This is a genomic window from Actinomycetota bacterium (genome assembly GCA_030019255.1).
Lineage (GTDB): Bacteria > Actinomycetota > Geothermincolia > Geothermincolales > RBG-13-55-18 > Solincola_A.
This window is the reverse complement of record JASEFK010000006.1, coordinates 186,578-203,231: the sequence shown is the minus strand read 5'-3', so window position 1 is coordinate 203,231 and position 16,654 is coordinate 186,578. Positions and strand designations below refer to the sequence as shown.

Genomic DNA, 16,654 nt, shown 5'->3' with positions numbered 1-16,654 from the left:
GGAGGGGACATGATATCCGGGGAGGTCTACCGGGAACTGGTGGAGGCGGTGGGGGAGGAAAACGTCTCCCGGGAGCCGGCGGTGCTGGACGGTTACGCTTTCCAGCCCACCTTCAACGACGAGCTGGGGCTCTAGGTACCCAGGCCGGAGGCGGTGGTCCTTCCCGGGTGCACCGAAGAGGTCCAGGAAGTGGTAAGGATATGTAATCGCCACGGCTTGAGGTTCAAGGCCTTTTCCACCGGCTGGGGAGCGTGGGCCGGACCGTCGGGCGGCGGCGTGGTCCAGGTGGACCTGAGGCGCATGGACCGCGTCCTGGACATCGACGAGAAGAACATGATCGCCGTGGTGCAGCCCTACGCCTGCGGCGGCCAGGTGAGGGCCGAGGCCATGAAGCGGGGACTCAACGTGCACATGATCTCCGCGGGCGCGGGAGTCTCCCCCCTGGCCAGCGCCTGTGCCGCCTTCGGACCGGGGACCGACGGGACCTACAGCCCGCGCAATCTCCTGGGAGTGGAATGGGTGCTCCCCGACGGCGAGGTCCTGAGGCTGGGGACCCTGGGTTCGGGATGCGGGTGGTTCTGCGGCGACGGCCCGGGCCCTTCCCTGCGCGGCATCATGAGGGGTAAGGCGGGAGCCCTCTCCGGCAACGGCATCTTCACCGCCTGCGCGCTCAAGCTCTTTCCCTGGCCTGGCCCCCCGCAACCGCGACCGCGCGGCCTCTTCTTCGACCTGGAGATGGAGATGCCACCCGGGCTCCGGCTCTACTACCTGGTTTTCCCGGACTACCGGTCCTTCGGGGAGGCCTTCTACGACCTGGCCCAGGAGGGGGTGGACTACAACATGCAGAAGGCGGCCGTGGGCGTGGTGCCCCTCATCCTCTTCCCCCACCTGGGCAGGCTACTGGAAGGGAGAAGCGGGATAAGGGACGCTCTCCAGGCCCTGCGGCACGGCATCATGCTGGTGATCGCCGCGGAGTCGGTGGAGGAGATGAAGTTCAAGGAAGGGGTGGCCAGGGCGGTGACCGGAAGGTACGGGGGTATCGCCCTGGACCTGGGCAGCACCCCCCTCGGCCCCTCCTTTACCTGGAGCATAGTCAGCGGAGCGGTGCCCGGCCTGGCCTTCCGGCCGGGAGGGCAGATGCAGTCCGGGCTGGGGCCCAACGATTCCTGGGACAGTGCCGTCACCTGGGATCGCCTGAGCGAGGGCATCAAGCGCAAGTGGATAGAAAGGAACGGCTGCGTGGACGACATGGGCGACGCCTGCGTGGACATGGCCTGGGAAGGCGGCGCCATCGGCCACAGCGAGGAGCTGTGGTATTACGATCCCCGGGACGAAGGGCACCAGGAAGCGGCGAGGGGACTGGTCCTGGACTTCTTCCTCCAGGCCCTGCGGGAATGCTGCGACCAGCCCTGGAACATTTTTCCTCAACAGCGGAAGGTCGTGGGACCCCTGCAGGGGGATTTTAATCGCTGGCAACAGGATATACTGCGCCGGCTGGACCCGCGGGGAGCCGCGGATGCGTACCTCTACGTGGGCGAGGAGGAAATGGACCTCTCCGGCATAAAGGAGGGCGAGGCCGCGGAGTTGAAAAGACTGTTGGAGGAAAGGGACTGGCTGGGAAGAGAGGGGTGGCGGTGAAGAGCTACGACCTCATCGTGGTGGGGGCCGGGCCGGGCGGGAGCACGGCTGCCCTGGCGGCGGCGGAAGCGGGCCTGAGGACCCTCCTGCTGGAGAGGGCGGATACCCCGGGGGAGAAGAACGCCTCCGGCTTCGCGCTTTCCAGCAAGGCCTGGAGGGATTTCCCCTTCATCCGGGAGATGGAACTTCCTTCCATGCGCTACGGCCGGGAGTGCGTGGCCCACTTCCTCTCCCCACCCCCGGAGATGGAGGAGAGGTTCGTCCTGGCCTCCGGTCCCTCCAGGCGCATGTCCTATCCCCAGGCCCGCGACTTCTTCGTGGTGGGCATGCTGCGGCGGGAGTTCGATCCCTACCTGGCGGGCCTGGCGGTGAAGGCGGGGGCGGAGCTGCGCACGCGCTCCCTGGTCACCGGCGTGGTCCGCGAGGCCGGGAAGGTGGTGGGAGTGCGCCTGGAAGGAGGGGAGGAATACCGCGCCCCGCTGACCATCGGGGCGGACGGGGTTCTCTCCACGGTGGCCCGCGCGGCGGGCCTGCGCGAAAGGTGGAAACCGCACCAGGTCACCAGCACCTGCATCATCGATTTCGCCGCTCCCCGGGAAAGGATGGACTGCGTCATCCACGAGGCCGCATTCCATGCCTTCTTCGGTCCCGGGCTGGGGGGTAACTTCCTCATCGCCTACGCCGACGGGGTTCACCTGGGAGGACCCGGGGTGACCAACAGCCTGATCTCCAGGGCGGTGCGCAGGCGGGCCAAGCCGGCCCGGGAGCTCCTGGACACCATCCTCGCCCCTCCCGTGCAACGGCTGCTGCGGGCGCTGGAGGCGGAGCCGCGGGAGTGGCAGGCCCACTGCCTGACCTGGATGGAGCGCATGCCGGAGGACATCCTCTGTGGTGGCCTCATGCTGGTGGGCGACGCGGCGGGACTTCCCGAACCCCTGTACGCCGAGGGAGTGTGGCAGGCCATGTATTCCGGCCGCCTGGCCGCCGAGGTGGCCGCGGAGTCGCTGGAGGAAAACGACGCCTCCCCGGCCTTCCTGGAGAGGTACCGGGAGAGGCTCCGGGAGAGCCCGGTGGGTCAGGAGTTCGTGGCCGGGGAGCAGCTGCGCAGGCTCTTCGAGCTGCTCGGGGACCCGGTGGTCTGCCGCGAGCTGGAGGAGATGGCTGTGGACCTGGCCGTGCACCTACTCATGTCCGGCCAGGAACCCAAGGCGGAGGCCATGGCCCGGGTGCTTCCCATAGTGGCGGAGAACCTCCCAGCCATCCTGGCCCTGGCCAGGGTCTACCTTCCCCTCCTTATGGAGGTGGGGGAGGAGCGAGCGCGTTTCTACCTTGGCCTGGCTCGGGGTTTGCGCGCCCTGCTCGGCCGTTTCCTGCCCGACTTCACGGACCTGTGAGGACGGTCGGACCCGGAAGTGGACGAAGGTCCCGGGAGGGGACGGATGCCGGATGAATCCGGGTGGGACCCGGGAGGCAAGGGGGAGGGGGACCCGGAAGACGATCGGAATGCACGCGACCTTCCCGGTCGAGGACGAAGGAGGGAATTGAATGGAGCCCCTGCGCATCGACAGGAAGAAACTGGTAAGAATAAGGCCTTCCCCCCGCCACTTCATCTTCCTCCGGGAGGAAGGGTGCGACGGATGCGGCGCCTGCGCGGTCATCTGTCCCATGGACCTATGGAAGGTAAGCAAGGGCAGGGCCGCCCTCTCCTCCAGGTACCGGCAATGGTGCCTGGAATGCGGCAGCTGCTACCTGGCCTGCGAGAAGGGAGCCGTGGATTTCAGCTACCCACCCGCCGGCACGGGCGTGACCTACGAGAAAACGTGAGGCGGCGCGGGCCGGCGGTATCCCTCAGGCCAAGAGCTGGGCGGAGAGGACCAGGCGCTGGATCTGGTTGGTGCCCTCCACGATCTGCAGGATCTTGGCGTCCCGGAAGAGCTTCTCCACCAGGTAGTCCTTCATGTAACCGTACCCGCCGTGGATCTGCACCGCGTCCGTGCACACCTCCATGGCCACGTCGGTTCCCACGTACTTGGCCATGGAGGATTCCTTGATGGCGTTCATCCCCTGGTCCAGCATCCAGGCGGCGCGGTAGCAGAGGAGGCGGGCGTAGTCGATCTTGGTGGCCATGTCCGCCAGCATGAAGGCGATGGCCTGCTGGCGACAGATGGGTTTCCCGAACTGCACCCGCTGCTTGGAGTAGGCCAGGGCCTCCTCGAAGGCGGCGCGGGCCAGGCCCACCCCGATGGCTCCCACCCCGGGCCGGGAGGTGTCCAGGGTCTCCATGGCCACGTAGAAGCCCTGGCCCTCGCCCCGCAGGACGCTGGAGGCGGGCACGCGCACGTCCTCGAGGATCAGCTCCGCCGTCTGGGAGGCCCGCATGCCCATCTTGTGCTCTATCTTCCCGATGGAAAAGCCAGGGGTGTCCGCGTCCACCAGGAAGGCGGTGATGCCCTGGTACCTCTTTTCCGGGTCCACGGTGGCGAAGATGGTGTAGAAGTCGGCCACCCCGCCGTTGGTGATGAAACATTTCTGCCCGTTGAGCACGTACTCGTCACCGTCCCGGACGGCGCGGGTCTTGAGCGAGGCGGCGTCGGAACCCGCCTCCGGCTCGGTAAGACCGAAGGCGCACAGGCGTGGATTGTCGGGGTCAGTGAGACGGCCCAGGTATTCCCGCCTCTGTTCCTCGGTACCCGCCAGCAGAACGGGGAGGATGGCGATCTGGTTGAGGGCGATGGCCGAGGCTATGCCCACGCACCCCCAACCCAGCTCCTCGATGATGATCACGTTGTCCAGCATTCCCAGGCCGGGCCCCCCGTATTCCTCGGGTACGCCCGAATAGGTGAGCTCCAGCCGGGCCGCCTTGCGGATCACCTCCCAGGGGAACTCGCCGCTCTCGTCGTACTGCCGGGCCACGGGCCGGATCTCGTTGGCGGCGAACTCGTGCACCGTCCGCTGCAGGGCCTTTTGTTCCTCGGTGAGTGCGAAGTCCATCTTTCCCCCTCCCTCTCGGTGCCATTCTCCTTCCCGTGATGTGCCCCGCCTGCCGGCGGGGGCAAGCCCATTATCTTTCATCCCCGGGAGCCGCTTCAACTTTCGCCGCACGGGAAGGCCGCTCCGCGAGGCCCCTATCGGCCGGGGAGGCCGCCGCGGAGTTGGTGGACGGTGAATCCCGCGTCGCTCCCGGCGTTTTGGTAGTGGTGGCGGCATTCTCGCCCCAGCGGAACGAGGGGGTGCGGGTCCCCGGCGTGCCGGAACGTGGTGGGTGTTTCCGGGGTCTTGGGGATGTGCGTGGCCGGGACGCTTGTGCGGATGCGCGATGACGTGACTACGAGGGTGGTAACGCATGGGTAGGAGATGGTGCAGCGCGCGAGAGTGGACGGGAGTCCCCCGGGGGAGGCTGGCTTTCCTCGGGGAACGGTGGCGGCGCGGTCGCCCGTTCGGGCCTGGGGGGCGAGCTTCGAAGGCGAGATAGGGAGAGGGGGTCTCGGGGTTCGAGGATATGTTAATCCCGGTCAGGGGATCCGGATACGGTACGAACGGCGGGAAAGCATCCCGGGAAGGGCTTTAATGGTAATATTTCCCAGCAGATGCAGGGCGCGACGGGAAGCGGGATGGTGGACGGGCGCTCCCGTGGCCTCCTGGAGATATTCCAGCAGGTGGCGGACGGGCTGCCGGGTGGGGTAGAGCCAACGCATGAGGGAGAAGGTTAGCTGGCAACCCCCGCAGTAGACGGCCAGCTCGTCGGCCCCGGTGCGCGCGGCCTCGCGCAGCTCCATGACCGCCGCCCGGTACATGTCCTCGGGACGGTAACGGTTGCACCCGGCGGCCATGCCGCAGCACAGTCCCTCCCCGGGGTCCGCGGAAAGCTCCACCAGGTCCAGCCCCATGGCCGTGTAAAGGCGGCGGGCCGAGCCCTGGACCTCCTCCCCCAGTATCCTCCCGTGGCAGGAATCGTGCACCGCCACCCGGCGGCCGAGCTTCTTCTTTATGGACAGCTCGCCGCTTTCCACTTTCTGCCATAGGTACTCGCCCAGGTACATGGTCCGGAAGTCAAACCTCGCCCCGAAGAGGCCGGGGAGGACGTTGCGGAACATGTTCAGGCCCGCGGGGCACACGAAGAGCATGGTGCCGATGGATCGGCCACGGTAATAGGCGGTAAGTTTTTCGGCCGTCTCTTGGACCACGTCGAAGAGGCCCATGCGGAAGTACATCTCCCCGCAGCAGAGGTCGAAGTCGCCGGAGACGACCACCTCCCGGAGGAAGGGAGCGTCGAGCAGGTGGGGAAGGGCCAGGGCGTTGCAGCCGGGGTAGAGGACCAGCTCGCCCTCGGGGGACGTTTCCCGCCACCGCCGCAGAAGCTCCCTTTCGCGGGGACTCATGGTCTGCACCAGGTCCGTGCGGAAGTTGGGACGGGAAGCGGGCATGAGGTAGGCGGCCCTAACGGGCAGGCCCCGCTCGCGGTAGCGGCGGTGCCAGGCGGAGATGATGAGCTCGTAGGGGCGGCATCCCCGGGGGCAAAAGGCGTCGCAGGCGTAACAGCTTATGCACCGGCGGTGCACCACCCGCGTGGGAAGGCCCTCCACCAGGCGCCGCATCTCCTCGCGCGCCTCCGGGAGGGAAAGGCCCAGGTATCGGCAGCGGGCCAGGCATTCCCCGCACAGGTCACAGCTCTCCCGGTCGAAGAAAGGGTAGCCCCGGTTCATTTCTCCTCCCTTCCGGCGCGTGAGGCACGTTACCATCCGCCCCCGTGGACCCGTCCTCCGGCTCCCGGTTTATCCTCCCGCGGGGCCGGAAGCATCAACCTTAAGTATAATGCAGCCTCCTCCCGGTAGGGGCCTTGAAACCGGCCTGGTTTCAGCATTCGGAGCCGTATGCCGGCTTTGCGGGTGGAGGCGGTGGGTTGCCCCGGATCGAGGCGGGGAAGAGAATAGAAACCGCTACCGGTGAGATGTCCCTGGCCCGTTGACCAGGACAGGGATCGGAACGCGGGATGGTGGCCGGGGAGATAAGAGGTCTGTTCCTTTCGGGAATCACTTGCCGACCGTAGGGGATGGACGAGGGAAGGGCGGGGAGGCCCGGTCTTTCTCCCGTCCGGGAGTGGGGCCGGGCGGGATATAGAGAGAAGGAGGTGGCGAGGATGGGTGGCCTGATGGAAAAAGTTACCATGAGGTTGATAAGGAACCGCTGGGGTTACACCCCGGAGGAGCTGGAGAAGGCCAGGCGCACCGGCCTGCTGGATGCCATCAGCGTCAGGGACATGTTCTACTGGATAAAGGCGGAGCCGGTGTACTCGCGCCACTGCATGGGCCAGAACTACGAGGGACGTCCCCTGTATTTCGATGCCATGGGGGGACTGATCAGGAGGAAAAGTCCGGCCACCATATGCGTCCACGGCCTTTCCCAGCTCTCGCCGGTCATCTATTCCTATTATGACCACATGCTGCGGGGCAGGGACCCCAACGACATGGTCTTCCACACCGTGGCCTGTACGGACCCGGGCCTGGAGCAGGGCGGCCTGGGGAGGTGCGTTTTCCGGGTGAGCAGGGAGAGGATGCCCTTCCTGGAGGCGGTGCGCGGCATGCTGCGCCTCCTTCCCTACCTTTTTATCACCGACCGGCGGCAGCGGGGGCGGGACCGGGCGTTCAAGGACTCCGCGGGGGAGCGCGATGCCGCCACCTGCGCCCCCGCACCTTCGTCCGACCTGCCCCTCTCCCCGGAGGAGATGGAGGTCTTCCTTTCCCGCCCCGAGAGGGTCATGCGCCTGCGGGCCATGGAGAGGTTCCGGGACCTCCGGGTGGTGCTCAGGGTGGTGGAGGCGGTGGGCTGCCCCGCCGGCCACGTGTCGGGCGACGAGGTGGTCCTGGATTCCGTGGGACGTGTGCTGCGGCGGGAAACGGGAAAGGACCCCTGCATCATGGCCCTGCACAAGGCCTGGTTCCGGGTCATGCTCCTCCTGGAGAGGATGGCCCAGGGAGTGGAGGAGGAACCAGAGTTCTCGGGAACCCTTTTCGACATCCCCATCTCCTGCTACGGTGACGCCTGGCCGCGGGGAGCCTGTGGTAGGATACTCATGCGGGCGGAGGTGAGAAGTAAGGCGTCGGGCTGAGATGCACCCGGAGGCGCAGTGCTTGCACGGGGGCCGCGGGTCCGGCGGCCCGCGGAGGAGGATCTCGGGTCCGGCGTGATGAGAGAGGGCGGAAAGGAGTCGGCGGATGGCCGACACGGTCATACTCACCGAGGGACTGACCAAGTATTACGGCCGCGCCCGCGGGGTCAGGGACCTGAACCTCGAGGTGAGGCGCGGCGAGGTCTTCGGCTACCTGGGACCCAACGGGGCGGGAAAGACCACCACCATCCGCCTGCTCCTGGACCTCATCCGGCCCAGCGCCGGGAGGGCGGAGGTCCTGGGCATGGACGTACGTTCGCGCTCCGTGGAAATACGGCGGCGGGTGGGTTACCTGCCCGGGGAACCCGTGCTCTACGAGAACCTCACCGGCGAGGAGTTCCTGCGCTTCCTGGGGAACCTGAGGGGCGGGGTGGACCGAGGCTACGTCTCCCTCCTGGCCGAGCGCCTGGAGTGCGACCTGGACCGTCCCATCAGGACCCTCTCCCGGGGTAACCGCCAGAAGCTGGCCATCCTCCAGGCCTTCATCCACCGCCCCGAACTCTTGATCATGGACGAGCCCACCAGCGGCCTGGACCCCCTGATGCAGAACGAGTTCCACCGCCTAGTGCGGGAGACGGCAGGGGAGGGCACCACATATTTCATCTCCTCCCACAACCTCCCGGAGGTGGAGAGGATGTGTGACCGGGTGGGGATGATCCGCGAGGGCACCCTGGTGGCCGTGGACGAGGTGGAGGCGCTGAAGCGGAAGGCGCTGCGCAGGCTGGAGATCCACTTCGCGAACCCGGTATCCCCGCGGGATTTCCGGGATATCCCGGGGGTGCGGGACCTGCGCCTGGAGGACCGCGTACTTACCTGCACGGTGACCGGGAGCGTGGATGCCCTGGTGAAGGCGGTGGCCCGCTTCGAGGTCCTCAACGTGGTAAGTCCCGAGGTGGGCCTGGAGGAGATATTCCTGGAGATGTACCGCGAGGGGGGCGGGGAATCCGGAGGCGCGAGCCATGCTTAGGAACATATACCTGAAGACCCTGCGGGACCAGCGGGTCTCCTTCGCCTGGTGGACGGTGGGGATAGTAGCCCTCTGCGTCTTCCTGGTGGCCTATTATCCCACCATCTCCAGGACTCCGGCGGTGACCGAGTTCCTGGAGGAAGCGCCGGAGTGGATGAAGGCCTTCATCGGGGAGAACGCGGAGGATTACACCTCCCCGGCCGGGTACCTCCAGGGAGAGCTGTTCTTCATGATGGCCCCCATCCTTTTCATCATCTTCGCCGTCTCCCGGGGAAGCGCGGCCGTGGCCGGAGAGGAGGGGAAGGGAACCCTGGACATCCTCCTGGCCAATCCCGTGTCCCGGCGCCGGGTGGTGCTGGAGAAGGCGGCGGCCATGTTCACCGCGGTTCTCTGCCTGGGGCTGGTCCTCTGGGCCTCCCTGGCCCTGGGCGCCGCCGGGGTGGGAATGGATATCAGTGCCGCGCGGCTGGCGGCGGCATGTCTCTCCTGCGTCCTCCTGGCCCTTTTCTTCGGCTCGCTGGCCCTGGCCGTGGGTTGCCTGACCGGCAGGCGCGGGCGGGCGGTGGGCGTCGCCGCCGCCGTGGCGGTGGCCTCCTTCTTCCTCTACTCCCTCTCCAGCCTGGTGGAGGGGCTCAAGCCCTGGAGCAGGGTATCTCCCTTCTATTACTACATCGCGGCCGACCCCCTAAAGAACGGGCTGAACGCCATGCACGTCCTGGTGCTCCTGGCCGCGTCGCTGGCGCTGGAAGCGCTTTCGGTCTACCTGTTCGAGCGGCGCGATATCCTGGTCTGAGGAAGCGGGAGGAACGCTGCCGATTCAAGGGAAGATCATGGCTTGGCCCTGCGGGCTACGAGACCCGGAGGGAGGGTCGGGAACGGTTCACGGCGGCGAGAGATAGGAGTAATATCCGGGTCCGCGGTGAGATTGTGCCCGGCAGGCATGCGGTGCGGGCCCGGGCAAGACCTTGCGGGCAGCAGGCGGAATCGAGGTCGGCGACGGATGGGAGGCAGGGAGCCGGGTCCCACGGGAAAATCGAAGGCTCCCACCTTGGGTCATATATATAGAAAGGCCGCGAGAAGGCCGGGGTGGGGCCGGCCCGGAAAAGGGAACAGGCGACGATGGCGGGATGCGCGGTGGCGGGGGAAGGGGAGAGAGGAGAGGGGAGAGTATCCCTCGTCCTTCCGGGGACGGCGAAGGCGGGGAGAGAAAAGGGGCGACCAACGGTGGCGGATGAATACGACGCGATCATCGTAGGCGCGGGGACGTCGGGCACCTATCTGTCCTGGAAGCTGGCAGAGGCGGGTTTCCGCTGCCTGGTGCTGGAGAGGTAGAGACTGGATTCGCTGGGCAGGTCCATAGGGCCCTTCCACATGGAAAAACCTTCCTTCGAGAGGTTCGCCATCCCCCTCCCGCGGGGAAAGAAGCTGCTGCACCGCCTGGAAACCATTACCATGTGGTCCACGGGGGGCGGACATCGGGTCACCGCCCGCCTGGTAACCCTGGACATGGACAAACCGGCTTTCATGAGGCGCCTGCGGGGTTACGCGGCGGAGGAGGGGGTGGAATTCCGGGAGGAGACGGAATTCCTGGACCTGCTTTGGAAGAGGGGATTCCCGAAGGGAATGAGGGTCCGCAGGGGGGATTCGGAGTACGAACTGCGCGGTCGCCTGGTGGTGGACGCCTCCGGGCTCCGGGGGGCGGTGAGGACGAGGGTTCCCGTAAGTCCCTGATGGGAGGACGACCCCCCGGAAGACCTGGACACCCTGGTGGTGTACATGGAGTCATGGAAAGGGGGACAGACTTCCTCTATTCCGTGCCCGGCATCTTCAGCGAGGAGGGGACCGTGGCTTCAACCTGGAATACGAGCTGAGGTCCGACCTCGCGGAGGTGGCCAGGGGGGCTTCCCACCATGGCCCGGGGGATCGCCTCCGGGAAATTGCGCCCCTCCTCCCTGGCGCGCATGGCCGCCCTGGCCGGCACCGCCGCGGCCCTGCGTAGGTCGTACGGGGACTACCCGGAACACCCCGCCTTCTTCGGCCCCTGGGCGGATAAGGTCCGCCGCCTGTGGGGAAGGGCCGACGGGACCCGGCACGAATACTTCCGGAGCCTGCTCCGGGGAATGGTCTCCCTGGCCCTCCGCCGCACCTCCGGGTGCGGCTTGACTTTTGCAGTAATTTTCTGAAATATAAGAATATTCAGAAAATTCAAACACAGATCGCAGTGGAGAGCGAGGAGGCGTCCATGGCGGCGAGGAAGGCGGAGGAGGCCTGCTGTGCCCCGTCCGGGTCCACCGGTTGCCGGGTGGAGACGCTGGTGAGCGTGGATGAGAGGGGGCAGATGGTCCTTCCCAAGGATTTCCGCGAGCGGGCCGGCATCAAGGCGGGGGACCGCCTGGCCCTGGTGAGCTGGGAGAGGGACGGCCGGATCTGCTGCGTGGTCCTCATGAGGGCCGATGAGCTCGGGGAACTGGTGAGGGAGAAGTTGGGCCCGGTCCTTCGGGGGCTGGCCTGAACGGACGTTTTTCCACCCGGTTCCCGTGGAGGTGGGGGAGTCGATACCACCGTGGACGTTATTGCCTGCAGGTGCGGTAAGAACGCGTTTTACAACTCGATTGGTCGAGGATAACCCGATTGGATAAGGAGGAAGAGATGGAGGAGAGGGACGTGAAGAAGGTGGTCAGGGAGGGATACGGAGCTATCGCCGGAAATGGATCTTCCTGCTGTGGCTCTGCCCAGCTGTGCTGTTGCGGACCCGCACGGGCGGATGAGATCGGCATACGCATTGGATATACCAGGGAAGAGTTAGAATCCGTCCCCGAGGGGGCCAACCTCGGCTTGGGATGCGGAAACCCGGTGGCCCTGGCCTCCCTCCGGGAGGGAGAGACGGTCCTGGACCTCGGTTCCGGCCCCGGCTTGGACTGCTTCCTGGCCGCCCGGCGGGTGGGAGAAAAGGGCAGGGTTATCGGCGTGGACATGACCCCCGAGATGCTGGAGAGGGCACGGGAAAACGCGCGGCGCGGCGGCTACTCCAACGTGGAGTTCCGGCTGGGGGAGATAGAAAACCTCCCGGTGGCTAATAATTCGGTGGACGTGATCATCTCCAACTGCGTGATCAACCTCTCCCCGGACAAGCCCCGGGTCTTCCGGGAGGCATACCGGGTGCTCAAGCCGGGCGGCAGGCTCATGGTCTCGGACATCGTCCTGGAGGAGGAACTCCCGGAGGCAGTGCGGAAGTCGACGGCCGCCTACTTGGGCTGCATCTCCGGCGCCGCCCTCAAGAAGGATTACCTGGAGATGATCGAGCAGGCCGGCTTTCGGAACCTGGAGGTGGTGGCGGAATCGCCCTTCCCCATCGAGCTCATGAGCAACGACCCTACTGCCAAGGCGCTGCTCGCCGAACTCGGGCTGCCCCTGGAGGAGGCAAACCGCCTGTTGCGCGGGGTCAGGAGCCTGGGGCTCCGGGCCAGGAAGCCGAGGTGATCCCCTCCCGGCCCCGGTTCTGACCGGGAAGATGACGCTCGACCACCTTGCGGCGCCATATCCCGCGCGCGGCGGCAAGAGGCCCGGTGCCGCTCTCTTCCCATGTGATCACCCTTTCCCCGGTTTTTCCAGGAGGAACGACTTAGGGAGCCGGCAGGGGCTCACCTTGCCTGGCCGCCAGGGCCCCGCGGCGCCTCGGGGGGCAAGTGAGTGCTTCCGGGGAGGGATGGCCCCGGTCCCGGAACATGGCGAACATCCCTGTGCCCGGCCTGTGTCGAGGGAAATGAAGGGGCGTCCGGGTGAGGGGCCGGGTTGGAACCACCAGTGTCATCCACACCAGGCTTCCGCATCAAGGCGAGCTTCGGGGGATTGGAAGATGCCTTGAACTCACGGGGAGCCCGGGATAAGCATAAAACAGAACAAGGGATCTTGTCTATAATGGATGGTACCAGGAGACGAGGCGTCCCTGCCCTGTCGTTCCAGGGCTCTCCTGGCGGATCGTGGGTAGAGGCAAGCGGGAAATCGGGTGGATCCGTGGGCCGAAGGTTTTCATTTACGGTTTCCGTCCATAAAGGGCGGAGTGACGGCACGAGGCGTCTCGGAGAGGGAGGTAGAGATGAGGATAGAGCCGGTTGTCGACGAGTGGTTAGGTCCCGGGGAGAAGGACGGGGAAATAATTCCTCTGACTCCCGAAGAGAACGCCCTGCATCCCGAAGCAAGGAGCAGCCGCTACTACGGGGAATGGTGGTATTTCGACGCCCGCCTGGATGACGGACACGTGGTGGTTGGTTTCCTCCAGGCCTCGGAACTTATGTCCCGTAAGCCGGGCATAGAACTGCATGTCTATAAGCCGGACGGAGAGAAGCTCTCCGTGGTCAAGAAGTTCCCGCACTCCCAGCTGAAGGCCTCCACCGAGAAGTGTGACGTGCGGGTGGGGGACAACCACTGCTACGCCGAGTTTCCCGAGGGCGGCAACTTGCCCGTGCACTACCTGCACATCGCCGAGGAGGGCATGGAAGCGGACCTCACTTTCCGCAGCCAGGTCCCGGGATGGAAACCCGGAAAGGGTCTCACCAGGTACGGGGACCGCGGTTACTTCGCCTGGGTGGTCCCCGCGCCGCGGGCGGAAGTGGAGGGAACAGTGCGTTACGGGGGCACCACCCTGCGGGCCCGGGGGATAGGCTACCATGACCACAATGTGGTCACCGCGGACATGCGGCGCATCCTCTCCTTCTGGTACTGGGGAAGGCTGTACACCCCGGAACACACCCTGCTCTACGCCTACGTGAAGACGCGGAAACGCTTCGGGGGGAAGGCCTCCAGGCCGCTCATGCTGGCCCGGGGAGGCGAGGTGATTCTCAGCTCCGGGGAGATGCGGCTGAGGGAGGGGCCGCCGGACTTCCATCCTGCAGCCAACCGCACCTATCCCACTTTCCTGGAAATGGAAATCCCCGACCGGGTCTTCCTGCGACTGGACGTGAGGCGCATCATAGACGCCAACGATTTCCTCTCCGAGCTCAACCCGGTGATCATGAACCCGGCCGTCAAGTGGTTGGTGAACCGTTTCATGCGCCCGGGATGGTTCCGCTTCGAGTCGGATTTTACCCTCCGCGTGAACCATGATGGGCGTTCCGTCGAGGAGACGGGTACCACCCTGCACGAGATGGTGGCCCTGCAGTAGGACCGGCTTCCCGGCACCCGGACCTCAGGCGCAGAACCGCAAGGCCAGGTTACGGAGGAAGAACACGCCATCTCGCACGTCCCGGACGGAGATACGCTCGTCCGCGCCGTGGATGCGGGGGAGGTCGGAGAGGCCGATACGCGCGGGGATAATGCCGTAGCAGGGGACCCCGCGGGCGCGGAAGAAGCGCGAATCGGAGAGGCCGGAGAGCATGAAAGGGGAGACCACGGCGTCCGGATAGCACTCGAGGATACTCTCCTCCACCACGCGGTAGATTTCGCCGTCCCAGGGGGAGGGAGGAGATTTTTCCATTTCCAGGTAGTGATGGATTTCCGGGTCCTCTCCATCCAGGGTCTTACGCACGAAATCTTCGAATTCCGAGGCCTCCGTCTCCGGCAGGAGCCGGCAGTCCAGGAAGGCCTCGGCGCGGTCCGGGATGACGTTGATCTTGTTGCCGGCATGGAGCACGTTCAGGCTGGCGGTATCGCGAAGCACGGCGTTGAGGGCCGGTACGGCGTCTAGTTTATTCTCCTCGATGATGTGCAGCAGGGTTTCCGCCTTCCCGTCCTCACGGTAAGGCCTGAGGACCTCCCAGTATTCGGCCAGCCTGGCGAAGAAGGCCTGCATCACCGGGTTGATCCGGAGGGGCCTCTTGTGTTCCAGGAAACGGGCCAGGGAAACGACCAGGAGCTCTAGGGCGCCCTTTCCTGTGGGCATGGAACCGTGGCCGCCCTGGCCATGCTGGAGCAGGCGGAGCCAGAGCCCGTATTTCTCGGCGCAGGCGACCATGAAGAAGGGCTTTCCCGGAACCAGGTCCAGGAGGGCGTAGCCTCCCTCGTTGATCACCAGGTCCGCTTCCAGCTCCCTGGGATACTTTTCCAGGAGGAGCTTCACTCCCGCGTATCCACCCGCTTCCTCGTCGGCGACGGCCAAAAAAACCAGGTCCCTGCGCAACGGAATGTTTTCGCCGGCCACGGCGATGAAGGCCATGAGCTGCATGACTCCCATGCCCTTCATGTCCAGGGCCCCTCTTCCCCACACGAAGCCGTCGCTTATCTCCCCGGAGAAGGGCGCCACCTGCCAACCTTCCGGGTCCGCCGGCACCACGTCGATGTGGTTGAGGAAGACGAGGGGTTTACCCTCCCCGCTTCCCGGCAGGCGGGCGAGAAGCGAGGAACGCCCAGGCGCCGTCTCGTAGACCTGGTATTCCAGTCCGTAGTCGCGCAGGACGCCCGCCAGGAAGGAAGCGCCGGCCGCCTCGTTGCCGGGTGGGTTGGTGGTGTCAACGCGTAGGTAGGCGCTTAGCACCTCTACAGCCTCATCGGCCAGTTTTCCTGCCTCCATGACGGCCCCCTCACGCCTTTCCGAATACTGATCATGGATATATTTTATGCGAAAGAACGTCGTTGGCGCCGGAATCCGGTTTCCCACAGGTAAGGAGATCATTACCCCGCAGGGTGTATCGTTCCGCCGGGGAAGACCGGTCGCATTTATCCAAGCACGGCTTTTACCCGTACGGTTCGGTCGGATAAAGTTCCGGTGGAAAAATCCGATGAAAATATGGCCAGGTTTAGTTTTTCCATGGAATGGAAGAAATACATCACAGGCGACTCTTTAACCGGCGTGGCGGAAGAAGGGTCGCCTTTCCGGCCTCCCGGGAAAGGTATGGAAGTCGGCTGGGATGGAGAAGCGAGAAAGCTGGGAGGACTTACCGGAGAGGCATCTCCTCGAGGAAGGGACAAGGAGGCTCGAAGCGGCTTGAGGAGCGGATAAAGAGGGCCAAGCGGCAAGGTGGACATTCAAGACCTACAAGGAGCGAAGGTAATGGTGAATGGAAGGAGGAAGGACGACGATCGCCCGGGCAAGGGAGCCGATCAGGAAAAGCATGGGAGGACGCAAGGAATATCTCCCGATGGAGGCGGGCCGCATGAGCCTGCGGTAGAGGAAGCGTCGGGCCCGATTCCAGAGGTCGGTTCTGAAGGCATTTCCGCCTTTTCCGGTCCCCCTTCCGGGGGGATGGGCGGAAGAACCTGGAGCTTGCTGGCCCGGATTATGATGGCCGCCGCCTTCGCCGTGCTGGCCCTGGCCGCCTTCTCCTTTCTGGCCGTCCAAGCAGCGCATGCGCCGGTCGAGACGGTTGAACATTACCTACTGACCCTGAACGAAGGCCGACTGGGCGAGGCATGGGAGATGCTTCACGTCACCTCTAGGTTTAAGGAGGAAGGGGATTTCGAGGGATACCTGAGCCTCATGAAGGAGCGGATGGATTCGGTCACGGGCTGGAAGACGCATCTTTCGCACCTGACCGGCTCCAGGGCCTACGTGGACGTGGAACTATTGCGTGACGGCGGGGGCAGTCGGTTCCGCCTGGGGTTGCGCAACGATGGAAAGAGATGGATGATACACGAAACCGGATCGGAAGAGCCTTACGGCGGCCCTTAGGCGGCGGGGAACGCTACCAGGGCCGTGGAGGAGAAGGGGAAGATCGCCTGCCGAGACCTCGTGGTGATCTCATCGGAATATGATCATTACCGCCCTCCTCAGGTCATGCGCCCAACGAAAATCTCCATCACCTTCAGCAGGTTCATGGTAAACCGCACGGGAATCCGTAAAGATGATGGCTGCCTCTGCGTGGTTGACAACAAGTTTACTTGGTATAAACTTAAACCCGGCGTAAAAAGGACCGGGCGCCTCTTAGGAGGAGAGGCGCAGGGAATGAATG

17 protein-coding genes are annotated in these 16,654 nt (G+C 65.2%); 14 read left to right on the top strand and 3 right to left on the bottom strand.

Translation table 11 applies throughout. The features are described 5' to 3' along the window. Nucleotides 1–9 precede the first annotated feature (9 nt). From QME84_07435 to QME84_07420, 4 genes are all read left to right on the top strand, one after another. Nucleotides 10–135: a hypothetical protein gene (locus tag QME84_07435; protein MDI6874099.1), complete on the top strand. Its 126-nt coding sequence runs from the start codon at nt 10–12 to the stop codon at nt 133–135. A gap of 18 nt (nt 136–153) precedes the next feature. Next, the gene (locus QME84_07430) at nt 154–1,638 is read left to right on the top strand and encodes an FAD-dependent oxidoreductase (GenBank protein ID MDI6874098.1); all 1,485 of its coding nucleotides are present in this window, start codon (nt 154–156) and stop codon (nt 1,636–1,638) included. Next, the gene (locus QME84_07425; GenBank protein MDI6874097.1) at nt 1,629–3,032 is read left to right on the top strand and encodes an NAD(P)/FAD-dependent oxidoreductase; all 1,404 of its coding nucleotides are present in this window, start codon (nt 1,629–1,631) and stop codon (nt 3,030–3,032) included. The genes QME84_07430 and QME84_07425 overlap by 10 nt, the downstream gene beginning before the upstream one ends. A gap of 151 nt (nt 3,033–3,183) precedes the next feature. Continuing rightward, a complete protein-coding gene (locus tag QME84_07420) occupies nt 3,184–3,462 on the top strand; it encodes a 4Fe-4S dicluster domain-containing protein (protein ID MDI6874096.1) in 279 nt (92 codons plus the stop codon). Between the two features lie 24 nt (nt 3,463–3,486). Here QME84_07420 and QME84_07415 read toward each other — a convergent pair whose 3' ends face one another. Continuing rightward, the gene (locus QME84_07415) at nt 3,487–4,629 is read right to left on the bottom strand and encodes an acyl-CoA dehydrogenase family protein (protein ID MDI6874095.1); all 1,143 of its coding nucleotides are present in this window, start codon (nt 4,627–4,629) and stop codon (nt 3,487–3,489) included. 521 nt (nt 4,630–5,150) lie between these two features. Next, the gene (locus QME84_07410; GenBank protein MDI6874094.1) at nt 5,151–6,341 is read right to left on the bottom strand and encodes a (Fe-S)-binding protein; all 1,191 of its coding nucleotides are present in this window, start codon (nt 6,339–6,341) and stop codon (nt 5,151–5,153) included. Nucleotides 6,342–6,775: 434 nt separating this feature from the next. Here QME84_07410 and QME84_07405 point away from each other — a divergent pair, with 434 nt between their 5' ends. The 9 genes from QME84_07405 to QME84_07365 all read left to right on the top strand — a co-directional run bounded on the left by QME84_07405 (nt 6,776) and on the right by QME84_07365 (nt 13,932). Next, nucleotides 6,776–7,744, top strand: a complete 969-nt coding sequence (locus QME84_07405) for a hypothetical protein (GenBank protein ID MDI6874093.1) — start codon at nt 6,776–6,778, stop codon at nt 7,742–7,744. 106 nt (nt 7,745–7,850) lie between these two features. Next, nucleotides 7,851–8,771 carry an ABC transporter ATP-binding protein gene (locus tag QME84_07400; GenBank protein ID MDI6874092.1) on the top strand — a complete coding sequence of 307 codons (921 nt, stop codon included), beginning with the start codon at nt 7,851–7,853 and terminating at the stop codon, nt 8,769–8,771. Next, the gene (locus QME84_07395; protein ID MDI6874091.1) at nt 8,764–9,564 is read left to right on the top strand and encodes an ABC transporter permease subunit; all 801 of its coding nucleotides are present in this window, start codon (nt 8,764–8,766) and stop codon (nt 9,562–9,564) included. The genes QME84_07400 and QME84_07395 overlap by 8 nt, the downstream gene beginning before the upstream one ends. Nucleotides 9,565–9,890: 326 nt before the next feature. Then, a complete protein-coding gene (locus QME84_07390) occupies nt 9,891–10,103 on the top strand; it encodes an NAD(P)-binding protein (protein ID MDI6874090.1) in 213 nt (70 codons plus the stop codon). 39 nt (nt 10,104–10,142) lie between these two features. Then, nucleotides 10,143–10,502: a tryptophan 7-halogenase gene (locus tag QME84_07385; protein ID MDI6874089.1), complete on the top strand. Its 360-nt coding sequence runs from the start codon at nt 10,143–10,145 to the stop codon at nt 10,500–10,502. 179 nt (nt 10,503–10,681) lie between these two features. Beyond that, entirely contained in the window at nt 10,682–10,954 is a 273-nt protein-coding gene (locus QME84_07380; protein MDI6874088.1) for a hypothetical protein, read from the top strand. 59 nt (nt 10,955–11,013) lie between these two features. After that, complete coding sequence (locus QME84_07375; protein MDI6874087.1) at nt 11,014–11,283, top strand: HgcAB-associated protein; 270 nt, start codon at nt 11,014–11,016, stop codon at nt 11,281–11,283. Nucleotides 11,284–11,420: 137 nt separating this feature from the next. Beyond that, the gene (locus tag QME84_07370) at nt 11,421–12,251 is read left to right on the top strand and encodes an arsenite methyltransferase (GenBank protein MDI6874086.1); all 831 of its coding nucleotides are present in this window, start codon (nt 11,421–11,423) and stop codon (nt 12,249–12,251) included. 616 nt (nt 12,252–12,867) lie between these two features. Further along, nucleotides 12,868–13,932 (top strand): hypothetical protein, encoded by a 1,065-nt coding sequence (locus tag QME84_07365; protein ID MDI6874085.1) that lies wholly within the window; start codon nt 12,868–12,870, stop codon nt 13,930–13,932. Between the two features lie 24 nt (nt 13,933–13,956). On the opposite strand, the gene QME84_07360 is transcribed toward QME84_07365, so the two are convergent. Further along, nucleotides 13,957–15,276: a M20/M25/M40 family metallo-hydrolase gene (locus QME84_07360; GenBank protein ID MDI6874084.1), complete on the bottom strand. Its 1,320-nt coding sequence runs from the start codon at nt 15,274–15,276 to the stop codon at nt 13,957–13,959. A gap of 693 nt (nt 15,277–15,969) precedes the next feature. Here QME84_07360 and QME84_07355 point away from each other — a divergent pair. Further along, nucleotides 15,970–16,374: a hypothetical protein gene (locus QME84_07355; protein MDI6874083.1), complete on the top strand. Its 405-nt coding sequence runs from the start codon at nt 15,970–15,972 to the stop codon at nt 16,372–16,374. Nucleotides 16,375–16,654: the final 280 nt, after the last annotated feature.